The organism is Corynebacterium sp. LaCa117, from assembly GCF_046717765.1.
In the GTDB taxonomy this organism is placed as follows: domain Bacteria; phylum Actinomycetota; class Actinomycetes; order Mycobacteriales; family Mycobacteriaceae; genus Corynebacterium; species Corynebacterium kefirresidentii.
In genome coordinates, this window is record NZ_CP177102.1 from 2,493,634 (window position 1) to 2,508,722 (window position 15,089).

The following is a 15,089-nucleotide window of genomic DNA, read 5'->3' on the forward strand; positions in this document are numbered from 1 at the left end:
AGGAGGTGCCATTTTTATGTCTTTAACGCAAAGTCACCTGGCGGGACTTGATGTTTTCTAGCTGCTTACGCTCATCGGCACTCAGCTGAGCATCATTAGAGATTTCCTCCTCCAAGGCCTTATCCACGCGGGTGAGGTGGTCCTCATAGGAAGCGTGGTCAACCTCTGGATCCAAGTCAAAGACCGGGGCAATAAGACCGTGGGTGCGGAAGACACCGGCAAACTTGGTATCTTCACCGAGGTTCAGCTCACCGCGGGCAGCAACGCGTGCCAGCGCATTCAGGAATGCGGATTCATCGTCACTCGGGCGGACCCAACGAATATGGGCCTTGCCACCGCCGGCATTTGCCCAGAAAGCAGCGCCGGTGATGTTTTCGCCCACTTCGTGGGACTCGATGACGGAATCATTAGCTGCGCGCAGGGACTGCGCAATCTGCGGGGTGACCTGTGCACCCTCCGGGATCCACCATTCGAAGTCTTGGTGCACCTGCACGTCGAGGGTAGCGGAGGCGTCGATAAGCTCTTCCAGCTTCGGCTCCGAGCCATCGGCCGCGGTGGATTCCAGAGTGGCGCCAGGCTCATTATTCTTCACCCAGTTGAGGGCGAAGGCGAGGTCGCGGCCCGGGTTATGGGTGTGGGACTGCACCTGCAGGCCCACGAAGGCATCGCCGCCAAATTCGGCATCACGAATAAGCGCAGCAGAAGCACCCGGCAACACGGTGGCTACATATACGTTCTTGTCGCAGCCCTTGACCTCAAGCTTGGCAAAAGCGGAGGGCACGAACTCCTGCATGGCGACTAGGCTGGCCTCTGCAGCAAGTCCGCCGTAGGGGCGGGGATCCTTTTCTAGGGCGGCGCGCTCTTTGGCGCGGGCGGCGAGCTTTGCCTGGCGGCGGGACATGCCCTCAGGCAGCTGTTCCTTGTTCTTTTTCTTCTTGGCCATGCTTCCAAGATACCTGGTTACTAGAGCTCAATGGCATGCAGGGCCACTTCGGGTTGGTTGGTTGCGAGCATATCCACCCCATTGGCCCACGCCCACTTCATATCCTCCGGCTTATCTACGGTCCACAGGTAAGTAGGCAATCCCTGGGCACCGATGATTGCTGGTTGTAGCTTCGCACGCAGCAAGGATACGCCCAGCGCGGTGGGCTTGGACAACATCACATCGGGCCGGTTGACGTGGCGTTCCCAATCGCGGCGGAGATAAATCCGGTCCATGTGCGGCGCCAAGTTTTGCATCCGGCGAATGGCGTGGTGGGAAAAGGAAATGACGTGGATCCGGGGATCGTCGAAAAGCCCCGCATAACGCAGGCGCAGCACCGTTTGCTCCTCCAGGATGTCGCCCTGCCCGGAGGGGTGCTTGGTCTCGATGTATAGGTGGTGCGGTTTGCCCTCGAGTAACTCCAAGAGTTCATCGAGAAGCATCATGCGTTGGCCCGAACCGATGTCCACGCCGCGCAATTCTTCCCAGTCCAGCTTGGAAATGCGGCCGGGACGCCCCGCAGTGCGGTCCAACGTGGGATCGTGTTGGACCACTACCTTTCCATCGCGCGTCAAGCGCACATCGCACTCGACGCCATGAATTGGCAAATCTAAAGCCTTCTCAAAAGCTAGAGGGGATAGCTCTGGATATTTTCCGGAGTATCCCCTGTGGGCGACAATCTTCACTAGCCGAAGAACTCTTCCTTGATGTCATTCAGGGTCTTCGCAGAAGCATCGAAACGCTCCTTTTCGTGCTCATTGAGCTGCAGCTCAATCGCGCGCACGATGCCGGAACGATTGATAATGGCGGCAGTGCCGATGTAGAGATCTTCTACGCCGTACTCGCCCTGCAGATACGCAGATACTGGCAGAGCCACGTCCTGGTTCTGGATGACGGCGGCGGTAATGCGGGCTAGGCCCATGCCGATGCCGAAAGAGGTAGAACCCTTGGCATCAATGATGGAGTAGGCGGCATCGCGGGTATCTTCGAAGATCTTCTCGATGCGCTCAGCGTACTCCGGATCCGTGTCGAACTTCTTGGACAACGGAACACCAGCGATATTGGCAGTAGAGACGGCCGGCAGCTCGGAATCGCCGTGCTCGCCCACGATGTAGGCGTGAACGGACTTCGGGGCAACGCCTTCTAGCTCACCCAGCATGTAGCGGAAGCGAGCGGAGTCCAGCACGGTGCCGGAGCCGATGACTCGCTTGTGGTCCAGGCCGGAGGCCTTCCATACGGCGTAGGTCAGGATGTCCACTGGGTTGGAGGCGACAAGGAAGATGCCGTCAAAGTCATTGGCCATGACATCGGAGACGATGCTGTTCATGATCTTGACGTTTTTGCCCACCAGGTCGAGGCGGGTTTCGCCCGGCTTCTGTGCGGCACCGGCGCAGATGACAACCATATCGGCGTCTGCGCAATCGGCGTAGGTGCCCTTGGTGACGCGAGTGCGGGTGGGGGCCCAAACAACGCCGTGATTGAGGTCCATGACGTTGCCCTCTAGCTTCTTTTCATCGATGTCGATGATTGCCAGGTGGTCAACGATGCTTTGGTTGATGAGAGCGAAGGCGTAGGCGACTCCCACGTCGCCGGCGCCGATGAGAACTACCTTGTTTCCTACATGATTTGCCATGACCCCATTGTGCAACTTTTTGGGGGGTTTTGCACGGGCTAGATCTCACCCTGAAATTCCCACCGAAATCTGGGACAATCGGGCATTATGAAACGCGCTCTCCGCCGCGCTGCACTAATCGCTCTTGGCGTAGCCGCGGATCTCACGCCCATCGTCCGTATGACCAGCCGGCAAACCTTACCGCCCAATATGTCGGCTGGAATTTTGGGTGCGGAATTAGCCACGTGGGCAGCAATTTCACCCTCTCTCCTTCCTCGCCCGTGGTGGGTGACTGCCGCCAATGTAGCCATTGGCCAGGGCATCGGACATTTGGGGGCGGCTTCGACAAGCTTCCTACTCAACAGCATTGGTAAGCGCCCCCAGGACCGCCTGGGGCCACAACATCGACAGATCCTGCACCTTGCTATCGGCGCCGGCACCGCCTTTAATGCCGTGCTTTCGTTGCGCAACCAGAAAAAGCAGGCGGAGTTAGTCAATAAACAGCTCGTGCGCGGGCCCGTTACGGCGGCGATCGGCTTGGCCGCTGGCACCGCAGGCTATGGCACACTACTGCTTATCGGGGAAGCCACACAGCTGGCCGTTACTAAATTATCGCGCCAGTTGGGACGCTGGGTTCCGACGCTTATCGCTTGGCCGGTTGTTACCGCAGGACTGAGCCTAACGGCCTTTGCCCTTTCTGATCGCGTGGTTTTTCGGCGCTGGTTGCGCTCACTTTCGCACCAAGCGCAAAGAATCAATAAGCAAATTTTCCCCGGCACCTCCATGCCTTGGGAGCCGGAGCGGTCCGGTAGCCCGTGGTCGCTCGAGCCGTGGTCAGCACTGGGGCAGCAGGGGCGCCGCTTTGTTTCTAATGGCCCCCGCGCCCGCGATATCCGCATGGCAACAGGAATCAATGCGAAAGAGCCCATCCGTATCTATGCCGGATACATTCCGGGGCGATCCTTCCGGCAATCCGCAGAGAAAGTTCGCGCCGAACTCGAGCGCACTGGTGCCCTAAGGCGCGAAACTATCGTTATCCAGATGCCTGCTGGCTCGGGATGGATAAATAATTGGGGCGCGTGCTCCTATGAGTTTTTAACCGGCGGTGATTGCGTCACCGTCACCATGCAATATTCCTATCTGCCTTCGGTCTTTGCTTACCTTGTAGATAAAAACGCCCCGAAGCAGGCAGCCCGCGAATTGATTCGGGTGATACAAGAAGAAATAGATAAGCTACCGGAGGAAAACCGCCCTCGGCTCTATTTTGCAGGTGAATCGCTTGGAGCCTACGCCATTATGGATAACTACCATAATGTGGAGGACCTACTTTCTGCCTGCAATGGCGCCGTCTTTTCCGGCCCTCCACGCATGACGCATTTTACCCAGCGTTTGCGCCGAGACATTGGCTCTTTGGAACGTCTGCCCGTTATCGATGGCGGTAAACATGTGCGCTACGCAGCGGCCCCGGACCACACGCTGCACGACGCCTTTGGCAACGACTACACCCACACTTGGCGCCGGCCCCGCATGCTCATTGCCCAACACGCTTCCGACGCCATCGTGTGGTGGGACCTGAATCTCCTTGTGCGCAGACCCACATGGATCCATGAACCGCAGCCGGAGGCCCTGCACGCGGATACCTTCCGGCAGCTGCACTGGGTGCCATTTATTACCTGGTGGCAAATTGGCTTGGACCAAATCAATTCCCTCAACGTCCCCGGCGGGCACGGACACAACTATTTTGAGGAAATGCTCTGGTATTGGGACGAGGTTTTAGGATCCCAATCGCGCCAATCGCTCACCCCGAAGTTGGCTAAGAAGATTGCCCGCTTCATCCGACGCGACGCTTAATCGCACTTCACCCCGGTGCTGTGGTGCGGGCAATATCCATTGGGCACCTTATGTAGATACTGCTGGTGCTCGTCCTCAGCTAAGTAGTACTCCCCAGAATCTGTATCGGAGAGGAGTCTGACTTCCGTGGTGGTATCTCCAAATCCGAAATCCTTGAGCTTATCTGCGTAGGAATCCACGATGCTCTGGATTTCTGCCCGCTCATCCTCCGTGCGTGGATAGAAGGCAGAGCGGTATTGCGTTCCCACATCATTGCCCTGACGGAAGCCCTGGGTGGGATCATGCGCCTCAAGGGCCTGCACCACAAGATCACGCAGGCTGATGCGTTGCGGATCATAAACGACCTCTACCACCTCGGCATGGTTGGTCAGTCCGCGGCATACCTCGTAATACGTAGGATTCGGGGTAATACCACCCGCATAGCCCACCGAGGTGGACTCTACGCCTTCTGTTTCCCAAAACATCTTCTCCGCACCCCAGAAACATCCCAGTGCAATGAGGATGGAGCGCTGCCCTTCTTTCCACGGTCCGGTAATCGGCGTTCCTAAAACAGCATGCGGGGCAGGGGCCAGAATCGGTTCGGCTCGCCCCGGCAGGGCTTGGTCTGCGGCAACGAGCTTGGGCTCTGGTTTAAACATCCACATGAGGCATAGCTCCTTCCTTATTCCTTCTTCCCAACGTTGTACTGCGAAAAGCTATTCCGCGGCCAGTTAATATTCGCGCTAATTCCACAATTCGAATTAATCATGGCGAAATCTTTCAACCGTGCCTATCATCGGGACACGTACCCGAAGAAAGGATTAAATTAATGGCTGTTTACGAACTTCCTGACCTCCCATACGCATTCGACGCACTGGAGCCACACATCTCCGCAGAGATCATGGAGCTCCACCACGATAAGCACCACGCAACCTACGTTGCTGGCGCTAACGCTGCACTCGAGGCGCTCGAGGAAGAGCGCAACGGCGAGGCTAACCCGGATCGCATCCGCGCCCTGTCCAAGAACTTGGCATTTAACCTGGGTGGCCACACCAACCACTCCATCTTCTGGAAGAACCTGTCCCCGAATGGTGGCGGCGAGCCAACCGGCGAGCTGGCAGAAGCTATCAACCGCGACTTCGGCTCCTTTGAGAAGTTCAAGGCTCACTTCTCCGCTGCCGCTACCTCCCTGCAGGGCTCTGGCTGGGCAGTTCTGGGCTACGACCACATTGCTGGCCGCCTGATCATCGAGCAGCTGACTGACCAGCAGGGTAATACCTCCATCAACTTCACCCCGCTGCTGATGCTGGATATGTGGGAGCACGCTTTCTACCTGCAGTACAAGAACGTTAAGGCTGACTACGTAAAGGCCGTATGGAACGTCTTCAACTGGGATGACGTTGCTGAGCGCTTCGCTGCAGCCACCAAGTAACTCCTTTTAGTTACACAGGCCGCCCCCTCTGGGGCGGCTTTTTCTATGCCCGGATAAACTCCCGGAATTGCTGCACCGGAGGTGCATCGTCCCCAGCGCGCCACACCAAGCCGAGTTCGCGGTACGCCGGCGGCGTAAGGGGAACTAGGCTTCCCACCTGTAGATAAGGATCATCCAGCGGCAAGAGCGCCACCCCAAGGCCTGCCGCTACCAGCCCCGCAACGGTGGTAAGCTCCATCGATTCGAAAACAAGGTGGGGACTAAAGCCGGCATCTTCCGCCAGGGAATCAAGGAGCATGCGCGTGCCATAGCCGGGAAGCATGCCGATAAACGGCTCGGCCGCACATTCCGCAAGATCTACCTCTTGCCGGTGTGCTGCCCAGTGGCCTTCCGGTACCGCAATACCTAGGCGCTGCACCTTTATCTGGTGCCAGCCCAATGCGGCATTCGGCCGCGGGCCTACCAGCGCGAGGTCGGATTCGCCATTTTCTACTCTGCTCACCAGCTCTTGCGCCGCCCCTTGGTGCAGGCGAATATCCACGTGGGGGTGCAGCGTGCGATAACTTTTGATCAGATCCGGAACCAGCCAGGTGCCGAGCGAGTGCATGAAATCAAGGCGCACGGTACCGCGTTCTGGGTCCATGAGGCGGGCTACATCGTCCCGGCCTGACTCATAGGCGCGGAGCATTTCCCGTCCTGCCGCAGCGAAGACGGTTCCGCGCGAGTTTACATGCAGGGTGTGCCCAGTGCGCTCAAAAAGACGGGCACCGAGGCTTGCTTCTACGCGCTGTACGCGGCGGGTCAGTGCAGATTGGGAAATCCCCAGCTCATCGGCCGCAGCGCCAACCCGACCGTAATCCACCACGGCGAGGAAGCCGCGGATATCTTCAACATTCATGCATACTCCGCATCGATTTTGGTAATTTTCCACATTTTACACATACTGCGCCACGAGGCAGGCTAAATGACATGACTAGAACGCGTCGTGCAACGGTCGCCATGCTCCTAGTGGGCTTGGCCATCTTCTCCAGCCTTTATTCGACCCAAGCCATTCTTCCCATGCTGGTACAAGACATGGGGCTTTCCTCCACCGAGGCGGCCATGACCGTATCGGCCGCTACGGGCGCGCTGGCCCTGTGCGTCGTCCCCGCTTCCATCCTCTCCGAGCGTTTCGGCCGCGGGCGCATCCTGCTTATTTCGGCCGTTTCCGCCACCAGCGTGGGGCTCATTGTGCCGCTCGCTGCCGAAGGGTGGCTTCTTATCTTGCTGCGCGGCCTGCAGGGCGCTCTCCTCTCCGGTGCCCCTGCCACCGCGATGGCATGGCTTTCTGAAGAACTCGATGATAAAGCCCTGCCGCGCGCCATGGGACTCTACATTGCAGGCACCTCCGTCGGTGGCCTTACCGGCCGTCTCATTCCTACCGGGCTGGTAGAGATTTCCACGTGGCGCTGGGCCCTTTTTGGCTCGGCGCTAGTTTCGCTCGCCTTTGCCATCACGTCGTGGCTCCTGCTTCCCGCGCAACGCAATTTCCGGCCGAAATCCATCCATCTCACCAGCGAAAGTCGGGCGCTTTTCGGCCACTGGGCTAACCGGGATTTGGCCTTGCTCTTTCTCACCGCGTTCCTCTCTATGGGCACATTTGTCTCCATGTACAACTTCCTGACCTTCCGGCTCATCGATAATTTTGGGTTGGCCCCTTCACTCGCCGGTTTGGCCTTCCTCTTCTATCTTTCCGGCACGTGGTCCTCCGCGCGGGCGGGCTCTCTCGTGGCACGGATCGGGCATGGGAAAACCCTCTGTGCTTCGGCCGCGCTTTTTACCCTTGGCATCGCGTTATGCGCCGGTAACCTTCCCATGACACTCCTGGGCATGATCGCGTTTACCGTGGGCTTTTTCGCCGTCCACTCCACTGCCTCCGGGTGGGTAGGCCAGATTGCCACCCATGACCGCGCGGAGGCTTCCTCGATGTATGTATTCTGCTATTATTTCGGCTCTTCTGTGGTGGGAGCGTGTGCGGGCATGCTTTTCGACGCCCTTTCTTGGCCCCTCTTCATTGCCTTCTTCACCGCCGTGGCCCTTGCCCTTAGCGCATTGACTTGGACCACGATTAAATCCGACTAATATCGGTTTTATGCCTGAGAATAAGTGGTCGGCGCGGACGTGGCACCGAAGGGCTTCTAGGCCCGTATCTCTGTGGATGATGGTCTTCATCCTCGTGGGTGCAACGCATACCTTGGTCCCGAACTACCGGTGGGTACTCATCCACCTATTCACCCTCGGACTGGTGAGCAATAGCATCATCGTGTGGTCCCAACACCTGACGGAGAAATTCACCCAACAGCGCCTCCCCGAATCCACTCGGCCTACCCAATTGGCCCGCATCTATGGCCTAAATGCCGGAATCATCCTCGCGCTAATCGGCCAAATCCTCATGGAGTTCTGGTCCCAGCACTGGATTGTCACCCAGGTGGGCGCCACACTCATTGCGCTGATGATGCTCTGGCATGCGGCATCGCTCTTCCAGCAATGGCGCGGTGCCAAAGATAAGCGCTTCCGCCCCGTAGTGGGCGCTTATGTTCTTTCCGCTCTGTGCCTGCCGGTGGGTGCCATCTTTGGCGGGCTGCTGGCCGTCTATCCCGGCCATCCCACGCTGCTGCTCGCCCATATCGCCGCCAATATCGGCGGATTCATCGGCTTGGCCGCAGCCGGTTCTCTCACCATCCTTTTCCCCTCCATCTGGCGCACCCAAGGTATCAATCGCCACATGCGTTCCTCCTTTGCCCTGCTCGCCGTCGGCGTGGCCGCCACCATCATTGGGGCCTTCCTCGGATTCCCCCAGTTGGGCCTAATCATGTATTGCTGCGGTTGGGTACTGAGTCTGCAGCAGTGGCTCGATAACGTGCTCACAGTGGCTAAGGACCCGCGCGATCGCATTACTTTCGCCTCAGTCTCCGTGCTCATGGCCTCGTTATGGCTGGTGCTGTCTTTGGTGTACTACACGGTGCAGCATTTCTTTATGCCCGAGCCGGCGCTGCCCACCCTCGCCTTGCTGGTGGGGTTTGCCGGTCAACTACTCATCGGCGTGATGAGCTACCTCTTGCCCAGCACCATGGGTGGCGGCCCCGCTGCCGTCCGAGCGGGCTTACAGCAGCTGGACAAACTCGGCCTCCTGCGCACCACCTTCGTCAACGGTGGGCTGCTTATTTGGATCGGCACCGATATTTCCCTGCTTAAGGTGGTCGCCTCCCTCTTGTGCATCCTGTCTTTGGCGGTCTACCCCGTGCTCATCGCCCGAGCGGTCAAAGCCCAGAAACAGGTCTTAATGAAAAAGGCGGAGGGCCCAGATCCCAAGCCGGGACCTGAATGGAACCAGGTATATATGGGCATAGCGATCCTCGCGGTCATGTACGCCCTATTTACAGCGCTCTAACCCCCGGTGCTCCGGCATCCATCCACTCGCGTACCGCGCGGGTGGCCTGTACATCGCCGGAGTTATAGTCCAGCAAACGCTGCCGCGCCACGAGGTCCCCGGCTAGCGCCTCGCGCCGCGCATTCACGGATTCTTCGCCGTCGAAATCCTCTTCTGGCCACGTAAACCCAGCCTCAGGCGCAACAACCTTCAGGCCCAGGCCAAAGGGGCCGGCGAAGGATCTTTTAACGTGGGCGAACATATCCACCCATTCGGGCGAGGAGATGAACTCTTCTACCTCCCGCTCATCCACCTCGTGGAAACGCCGCGCGGACATACGCATCCAGTGATTCTCGCCATGGGCAGAGTAGCAATAAGCAGCAAAGGTTTTACCCTGCGCATGCGCCTGCGCCCGCAGATCCATCAGCCAGCGCCAGAAGGCCGCAAAATTTTCCGCCTCGGCGCGCCCTCCCAACGGCTCCCAGGTCACGAAAGGGACATACTCGCCGTCGCACCACGCTCCCCATAGATACGCGCCCTGGTCCAGGTAGGCTTCCATATCCACGTCTACTTCCACGTCCGCCCGCGGAACGTTCACGTCACCGCGGCGCAACAATACTTCCCCGGCGCGCCAGGCGGCTGCAAGGCGGGAGGGTTCGCCCAGGTCGGCGTCGATAAGCGCCTGCACAGAAGTAATACCTCGCTCGCGGTAAGGCTTAGCGCGGTCGCCGGATAAAAAGAGCGAAATATCATCCGCCGCCACCAACTCTGGTTCACACAAAGACCAGAAGCGGCAGCTAGCGCACTCTTTAACCCGTACCGGCGCAGTAGGCAGCGGCTGATTCCACGCGCGTTCCAGATCAAACCTGGCCGTGTCAGTAAAAAATGCTCGCGTGCGATCCTGTCCAATGGCTCCGCCCCGGCCCGAATCAAGCCCTAGATCCTGCAAAGCACGAGCGGCAAAAGCTAAGCGGTAGCCATCCACCGCATGGTGGCGCAGCTTATACGGGGCTTCGAGCGGCTCGCTCAGCCCCAACCTGTGGGTGGGCACCGCCAGCGTCGTCTTCGTGTCATTCTTGCGGGCCACACGATGATTGGAAACGATGATCGGGGTGTACTTATCGCCCTCACGCAGCAGCACATCCACGTGCACCATCCACTCCTCGGTAGCAAAAACCGCGTTAGTGATGTGCGTATATCCAGAAGCCAAAGCTTCAAGGGTACGCATGGAGCGCTCCCACTCATCGCCTTCTAAGTCGATGCGGCGGAACCGGCCGGAACCCCTGCGGGGAACCATCTGCATGACCGCCTCCACGGCGGCGGCGTGGCGCTCCGCCCGGGCGATTGAGGCATGGGTACGCGGCATCTCGGGGTGCGCACGCCGCTGCACTAAGCGGTAACGGCATCCCACAAGGTCCGAAGCAACAACCACATCCTCCACACCGGGTGAGCTTAATGGAACGGCAAGGTAAAGTTGAATCCAGACTCGATCAAACGTGAGGGAAATTAAATGAGCATTTTGAAGAAAATTAAAAAGGCCCGCCAAGAAGCACGCGCACAGGCAAAGGCTGCCAAGACCCGCGCTAAAGCAGAGGTAAAGGCCCAGTCTAAAGACCGCCGTCGCCAGCAAAAGCTCCTGGCTAAGCAGGAAAAGCACCTCATCAAGTCTGAGGAAAAGGGCCTAAAGAAGCGCCGCAAGCACGAGCAGAAGATGGCCAAGAATGAACTGGCCAAGCTCAAGGCCGGCCGTTTTAATTCCGATAACGTCAAGCGCTACGCCGGCGCACTGCGCACCGCCGCTCCCCTGCTGCTGCCACTTCTCTACCGCGGCTACGTAGGCTTGAAAACCGAAGGTGAAAAGCGAAAGGCCGCCAAAGCCGGCGTAACTTCGGACCAGATGGCTTCCTTCTCTGGCTACGGTGCACCACTTAAGGCCCGCACCGCAGGTATCCGCAATTCCCTCGATAACACGGATATCCCGGCCGGATTCAAGCGCGATGTGCGCGACCGCCTCCAGGAAGTAGACTCCGCCATCGACAATGCTGAGTTTATGACTGAGCAGCAGCGCCGCCGCGCGCACAAGACCATTAGCTCGGAGATTGACTCCATTACTGCGGAAATCCAGCAGCGTCTGGCCCAGTAAAATCATTTATGCCACCACCGAATAGGGGGCGGTGGTGGCATATATTTATTTTCCATAAAGTTCCGGAATTTTTCGGGGAAAGTCTTTTCAGCCAGAAAAAGATGCTGATAATCTTCTAATCGCCCTATCCCTTAAACACCATTAATGCTCTCTTTGCTTGGTGTGCATTTAGAAAATTGGAGGCAAAATGTCCCGCCGTGAAGTGACCCAATTTTACGACGACTTGGACCACACCCTAATTCCCGAAGACCAGCTAGAAGTCATTCGCTTCAGCGTGAACGGTCAAAACTACCTTATCGATCTCTCCACGGATAACGCGCGTCGCTTCCATAATCTTCTCGCCCCCTACGTGGACGCCGCCCGCGTTGCCCCGGACATCAATGCACAGCGCGCCAATCCGAGTCAGATCCGCGCATGGGCACGCACCCAAGGGCTGCCAGTGGCGCACCGGGGCAAGATCCCGCAGGACGTCATCGAGGCCTATAACGCTGCCAACTAGAGCACGCCCTGCTCGCGCGCAGCCGCCACGGCGGAGGTGCGCGAACGCACACCTAGCTTGTCATAAATGTGCACAAGGTGGGACTTCACGGTGGCCTCAGACAACATAAGATCTTGTCCAATCTGGCGGTTTGAAGCACCGGCTGCCACCAGTTGCAATACTTCTAACTCGCGCGGTGTAAGGGAAGTACGCGGCGTGCGTACGCGAGTCATTAGCCTATCGGCCACGATAGGAGAAAGCGCCGAATCACCCTCCGCAGTCGAGCGTACCGCCGCGAGCAACTCCTGCGGTGGTGCATCCTTGAGGAGATAGCCCACGGCGCCGGCCTCAATCGCGCCGAGAATATCCGCATCGGTGTCATAGTTAGTGACCACCAGAACCTTGGGCGGGGTGGCCATGGCGGACCGAATCTGCGCGGTAGCCTCCGCACCACCCATAACGCGGGTCCCTTCCACGCCGGCGCCAAAGCGCAGGTCCATCAGGATGACATCGATGCCGCCCGCCTGCGCAGCCGACACCGCAGCTTCGGCCGTAGCGACCTCCCCTACGACGTCGATATCTTCTGCGCCCTCCAGCACGGAGCGCAAGCCTAGCCGGACGATTTCGTGGTCATCTGCTAATAGGACCCGAATCACGACATTCCTCCTATCGATGTCATTGTCAACCAAAAGTTTAATCTACTCGGCTGTTTAAGGGCATACTAGCTGACACAGCAGTGCCCTCCCCCGGCGCAGATTCAATAATGACCTCCCCGCCTAGCTCCTGCGCGCGGCGCCTGATTGCGGCCAGCCCAATATGTCCCAGACCTGCAGGGGTACTCTCCACCGCGGCCGGATCAAAGCCCTTGCCATTATCCACCACGTCCAGGCGCACCTCATCACCCTCATAGGTCACCGTAATCCGGGCGCGGCTCGCCCCTGCATGCTTGACGACGTTCCCCACAGCCCCCTGCGCAATCCGCAATAACGCCGCCTCCACCTTCATGGGCAACTGTTGTACTTCACCTTCGGATTCCACCTCTACGTGGATGTCTCCAGTAGCACCAAAGTTCTCCGCCATGCGGGTCAACGCCGCCTCAAGGGAAGCCTCATTGAGCGTTGGCGGCTGCAAGGCCGCAATCATCGCCCGTGCCTCGTGCAGATTATCCGCGGCCGTCCTTCGGGCCAGTTCAATTCGCTCTCGCGCCTTGTCCACGTCCTGCTTATCCAAATCGCGGTCCGCCGAATGCAAAAGCATTTGAATAGAAGACAGCCCTTGGGCAAGGGTGTCATGAATCTCGTGCGCAATGCGCTGACGCTCGGCCACCATGCCAGCATCGCGCTCCGTGGCAGCTAGCTGCGACCGAGTTTCTATCAGCTCCTTATTCATCCGTGACAGCGTACGGAAGGCGTAGGTAATCGCTATCGTCACCAGCGCCGAGACCGCCGGCCCCATTACCCCGCCAAAAGTTAGCCCCTGCGGTATCTGCACCGCCACGGTGATGATTGAGGCTCCAATAACGCAGACTATGCCCGCAGCCATATCCAGCACCGTGAGGTACAGGAAGAACATCGCGAAGACCAAATAGATTGCCGCTGGAGCCACAGAAAGGTCCGCTATCCACAGCACCGATAGGATGCATAGCCATAAGTAGCGCACCGGCCTAGCCCAGTTCTCCCCGTACACCGAGCCCGCGAAATATACCGCCGCAAAACCCACCAAGAGCAGCAGGTTAATAATCGCTTGGGAAAGCGGCATCCGCGCCGAGGTGAAAATGCCGACCACCAGCAGGCCAGCGGTGAGGATATGGATGCCGGTGCGGAGTGCATCGGTATCCCGGTCTATTGTGGAGTTCATGCGCAAAAGCCTACTTCCCCTTTTCACCCTAGCCGCTTTTGGGATCGCCGGCTGCGATTCATCCACGCCCGCCCCTGCGCCAAACACCCCGGTAACCCCAGAATCATCCCAAGCACCCGAGGTTAACGTCTCTCAGACCGCGGAGGTCAATGACTGGAGCGATTGCCCCTATATCGGCCCCGGCTGGCTAGAAGAAACCAACGGCCAGCGCCTGACCAAACAGGGCATCGACACGCGCTTTCCCACCCCAGCCTGCGTATTCTGGTCTTATCAGGACGACCCGCAAGCCACCGTCATCGTGCGGGATATGCCCACGGTCGAAGACGCTCGCGCCGCAGTGGATTGGGCCGCGCCTATCGACGCCACCGAACCCGCCTCCTTTGACGGTTGGGAAGGCGGCCGGGGCGTGGTCAATGAACACGCCGTATACGCCGTGCAGAAGGACACGCACGCGGTGCTGGTATGGAGCAACCAGCAGCAAACGGTTAAATCAGAGCAGATCGCCCACGAGGCGATTGCGAACTTGGGCCTTTAGACCGCGACATCGTTATACGGCATCATTGGCGACAGCCACGGGAATACAACCTCCATCAGCAGGAAGAAAACTCCCACCGCAATGGCGATGGCCAAGATGGCCTTTACCGGTGTCGGCCCTGGCAAAAAATTCCATAAAGCGCGATACATTATTTCTCCTCTTTTTCTACTTCCATAGCGTGCACAATCATGCGCTCCGCATTGGAAAACTGCGGGTGGCACGTGGTCAGGGTAAGGATCTCGCGATTCGGCGCGGCGTCAGACTCTGGTACTGGGTTGGTCACTGAGACATCGCCAGGCGTTGTAATATGCCGGCCAACCACGTGGGAATACTCCGGCGGTATTCCGCTAAAGCAATCCGCCTGCTCTCCATCAATGGGCAGTACGCGATAGGTGATTCGCTCCGTTTGCGTCTCCACCACGATGTCATCGCAGGTCTCCAGCTTGCCTAGATCATTAAAGGGAGCCCCCTTGCCCACGCGGTGGCCGGCGACGGCAAAGTTTCCCATCTCCCCCGGCATCTGGGAATCCACGTAGCGACCAGGACCGCGGAGCAGATCATCTTCATTGGTGCCCTCAATGATGGCGAAGTGATAGTCAGAACCAAAGGTGGGAATGTAGAGCTGGGCGAATGCCTCGCCCAATTCCGGCTCCATCTTCTGGCGTGGGTTCCTCCATTGCTCTTCAAGATCGGCACTCGCCTCTTCTTGCAACTGCCCGGATTCTACATTTGTCCAATAGGCTTCATAGAATGCAAAGAGTAAAAGAACCACGCCAATGGTTAGCATGAGTTCCCCTAGAACTTTAGTCAT

At 58.4% G+C, this 15,089-nt stretch carries 17 protein-coding genes; 7 read left to right on the plus strand and 10 right to left on the minus strand.

What is annotated here, in order from left to right:
* Nucleotides 1-22: 22 nt before the first annotated feature.
* From ACLI1L_RS11960 to ACLI1L_RS11970, 3 genes are read right to left on the minus strand one after another with little or no spacing between them, the layout of a single operon-like run.
* Nucleotides 23-943, minus strand: a complete 921-nt coding sequence (locus tag ACLI1L_RS11960; RefSeq protein WP_284835529.1) for a DUF5926 family protein — start codon at nt 941-943, stop codon at nt 23-25.
* Between the two features lie 20 nt (nt 944-963).
* Nucleotides 964-1,668, minus strand: coding sequence for a glycerophosphodiester phosphodiesterase family protein (locus ACLI1L_RS11965; protein WP_086588568.1), 705 nt, complete (start codon nt 1,666-1,668; stop codon nt 964-966).
* Nucleotides 1,668-2,615 (minus strand): L-lactate dehydrogenase, encoded by a 948-nt coding sequence (locus tag ACLI1L_RS11970; RefSeq protein WP_023027783.1) that lies wholly within the window; start codon nt 2,613-2,615, stop codon nt 1,668-1,670. The genes ACLI1L_RS11965 and ACLI1L_RS11970 overlap by 1 nt, the downstream gene beginning before the upstream one ends.
* 87 nt (nt 2,616-2,702) lie before the next feature.
* On the opposite strand from ACLI1L_RS11970, the gene ACLI1L_RS11975 reads away from it, so the two are divergent.
* Nucleotides 2,703-4,445 carry an alpha/beta-hydrolase family protein gene (locus tag ACLI1L_RS11975; RefSeq protein WP_394286898.1) on the plus strand — a complete coding sequence of 581 codons (1,743 nt, stop codon included), beginning with the start codon at nt 2,703-2,705 and terminating at the stop codon, nt 4,443-4,445.
* Here the strand turns inward: ACLI1L_RS11975 and msrA are convergent.
* Nucleotides 4,442-5,089, minus strand: coding sequence for a peptide-methionine (S)-S-oxide reductase MsrA (gene msrA / locus ACLI1L_RS11980; RefSeq protein WP_086588570.1), 648 nt, complete (start codon nt 5,087-5,089; stop codon nt 4,442-4,444). The two genes, ACLI1L_RS11975 and msrA, sit on opposite strands and share 4 nt — an antisense overlap.
* A 164-nt stretch (nt 5,090-5,253) precedes the next feature.
* Between msrA and ACLI1L_RS11985 the strand changes: the two genes are divergently transcribed.
* Nucleotides 5,254-5,856 (plus strand): superoxide dismutase, encoded by a 603-nt coding sequence (locus tag ACLI1L_RS11985; protein ID WP_005325362.1) that lies wholly within the window; start codon nt 5,254-5,256, stop codon nt 5,854-5,856.
* A gap of 43 nt (nt 5,857-5,899) precedes the next feature.
* Here ACLI1L_RS11985 and ACLI1L_RS11990 read toward each other — a convergent pair whose 3' ends face one another.
* Nucleotides 5,900-6,754, minus strand: a complete 855-nt coding sequence (locus ACLI1L_RS11990; protein ID WP_411707677.1) for a LysR family transcriptional regulator — start codon at nt 6,752-6,754, stop codon at nt 5,900-5,902.
* Nucleotides 6,755-6,825: 71 nt separating this feature from the next.
* Here ACLI1L_RS11990 and ACLI1L_RS11995 point away from each other — a divergent pair, with 71 nt between their 5' ends.
* Nucleotides 6,826-7,977, plus strand: coding sequence for an MFS transporter (locus ACLI1L_RS11995; RefSeq protein WP_394286902.1), 1,152 nt, complete (start codon nt 6,826-6,828; stop codon nt 7,975-7,977).
* A 10-nt stretch (nt 7,978-7,987) separates the two neighbouring features.
* Nucleotides 7,988-9,286 carry a copper oxidase gene (locus tag ACLI1L_RS12000; protein ID WP_411707678.1) on the plus strand — a complete coding sequence of 433 codons (1,299 nt, stop codon included), beginning with the start codon at nt 7,988-7,990 and terminating at the stop codon, nt 9,284-9,286.
* Here the strand turns inward: ACLI1L_RS12000 and ACLI1L_RS12005 are convergent.
* Nucleotides 9,273-10,706, minus strand: coding sequence for a TM0106 family RecB-like putative nuclease (locus ACLI1L_RS12005; RefSeq protein WP_208612469.1), 1,434 nt, complete (start codon nt 10,704-10,706; stop codon nt 9,273-9,275). The two genes, ACLI1L_RS12000 and ACLI1L_RS12005, sit on opposite strands and share 14 nt — an antisense overlap.
* Before the next feature lie 69 nt (nt 10,707-10,775).
* Between ACLI1L_RS12005 and ACLI1L_RS12010 the strand changes: the two genes are divergently transcribed.
* A complete protein-coding gene (locus ACLI1L_RS12010; RefSeq protein WP_049359857.1) occupies nt 10,776-11,408 on the plus strand; it encodes a DUF6474 family protein in 633 nt (210 codons plus the stop codon).
* A 187-nt stretch (nt 11,409-11,595) separates the two neighbouring features.
* On the plus strand, nt 11,596-11,907 hold the full coding sequence (locus ACLI1L_RS12015; protein WP_086588574.1) for a histone-like nucleoid-structuring protein Lsr2: 312 nt from the start codon (nt 11,596-11,598) through the stop codon (nt 11,905-11,907).
* Here the strand turns inward: ACLI1L_RS12015 and ACLI1L_RS12020 are convergent.
* Together ACLI1L_RS12020 and ACLI1L_RS12025 are read right to left on the minus strand one after the other, a co-directional pair.
* Nucleotides 11,904-12,542 (minus strand): LuxR C-terminal-related transcriptional regulator, encoded by a 639-nt coding sequence (locus ACLI1L_RS12020; RefSeq protein WP_023020112.1) that lies wholly within the window; start codon nt 12,540-12,542, stop codon nt 11,904-11,906. The two genes, ACLI1L_RS12015 and ACLI1L_RS12020, sit on opposite strands and share 4 nt — an antisense overlap.
* 37 nt (nt 12,543-12,579) lie before the next feature.
* Nucleotides 12,580-13,743 carry a sensor histidine kinase gene (locus ACLI1L_RS12025; RefSeq protein ID WP_034655582.1) on the minus strand — a complete coding sequence of 388 codons (1,164 nt, stop codon included), beginning with the start codon at nt 13,741-13,743 and terminating at the stop codon, nt 12,580-12,582.
* Between ACLI1L_RS12025 and ACLI1L_RS12030 the strand changes: the two genes are divergently transcribed.
* A complete protein-coding gene (locus ACLI1L_RS12030; RefSeq protein ID WP_086588575.1) occupies nt 13,742-14,278 on the plus strand; it encodes a DUF2020 domain-containing protein in 537 nt (178 codons plus the stop codon). The two genes, ACLI1L_RS12025 and ACLI1L_RS12030, sit on opposite strands and share 2 nt — an antisense overlap.
* Here ACLI1L_RS12030 and ACLI1L_RS12035 read toward each other — a convergent pair.
* Both ACLI1L_RS12035 and ACLI1L_RS12040 read right to left on the minus strand, forming a co-directional pair.
* Complete coding sequence (locus tag ACLI1L_RS12035) at nt 14,275-14,427, minus strand: hypothetical protein (protein ID WP_086588576.1); 153 nt, start codon at nt 14,425-14,427, stop codon at nt 14,275-14,277. The two genes, ACLI1L_RS12030 and ACLI1L_RS12035, sit on opposite strands and share 4 nt — an antisense overlap.
* Entirely contained in the window at nt 14,427-15,089 is a 663-nt protein-coding gene (locus ACLI1L_RS12040) for a class E sortase (protein WP_086588577.1), read from the minus strand. The genes ACLI1L_RS12035 and ACLI1L_RS12040 overlap by 1 nt, the downstream gene beginning before the upstream one ends.

What these genes read in the sequence shown, in the direction of transcription:
- ACLI1L_RS11985 (WP_005325362.1), top strand. Translation starts at nt 5,254, where the DNA reads ATGGCTGTTTACGAACTTCCTGACCTCCCATACGCATTCGACGCACTG.
- ACLI1L_RS12025 (WP_034655582.1), bottom strand. Translation starts at nt 13,743, where the DNA reads ATGAACTCCACAATAGACCGGGATACCGATGCACTCCGCACCGGCATC.
- ACLI1L_RS11970 (WP_023027783.1), bottom strand. Translation starts at nt 2,615, where the DNA reads ATGGCAAATCATGTAGGAAACAAGGTAGTTCTCATCGGCGCCGGCGAC.
- ACLI1L_RS11960 (WP_284835529.1), bottom strand. Translation starts at nt 943, where the DNA reads ATGGCCAAGAAGAAAAAGAACAAGGAACAGCTGCCTGAGGGCATGTCC.
- ACLI1L_RS12000 (WP_411707678.1), top strand. Translation starts at nt 7,988, where the DNA reads ATGCCTGAGAATAAGTGGTCGGCGCGGACGTGGCACCGAAGGGCTTCT.
- ACLI1L_RS12035 (WP_086588576.1), bottom strand. Translation starts at nt 14,427, where the DNA reads ATGTATCGCGCTTTATGGAATTTTTTGCCAGGGCCGACACCGGTAAAG.
- ACLI1L_RS12010 (WP_049359857.1), top strand. Translation starts at nt 10,776, where the DNA reads ATGAGCATTTTGAAGAAAATTAAAAAGGCCCGCCAAGAAGCACGCGCA.
- msrA (WP_086588570.1), bottom strand. Translation starts at nt 5,089, where the DNA reads ATGTGGATGTTTAAACCAGAGCCCAAGCTCGTTGCCGCAGACCAAGCC.
- ACLI1L_RS12015 (WP_086588574.1), top strand. Translation starts at nt 11,596, where the DNA reads ATGTCCCGCCGTGAAGTGACCCAATTTTACGACGACTTGGACCACACC.
- ACLI1L_RS12040 (WP_086588577.1), bottom strand. Translation starts at nt 15,089, where the DNA reads ATGACTAAAGTTCTAGGGGAACTCATGCTAACCATTGGCGTGGTTCTT.
- ACLI1L_RS11975 (WP_394286898.1), top strand. Translation starts at nt 2,703, where the DNA reads ATGAAACGCGCTCTCCGCCGCGCTGCACTAATCGCTCTTGGCGTAGCC.
- ACLI1L_RS12030 (WP_086588575.1), top strand. Translation starts at nt 13,742, where the DNA reads ATGCGCAAAAGCCTACTTCCCCTTTTCACCCTAGCCGCTTTTGGGATC.
- ACLI1L_RS11995 (WP_394286902.1), top strand. Translation starts at nt 6,826, where the DNA reads ATGACTAGAACGCGTCGTGCAACGGTCGCCATGCTCCTAGTGGGCTTG.
- ACLI1L_RS11990 (WP_411707677.1), bottom strand. Translation starts at nt 6,754, where the DNA reads ATGAATGTTGAAGATATCCGCGGCTTCCTCGCCGTGGTGGATTACGGT.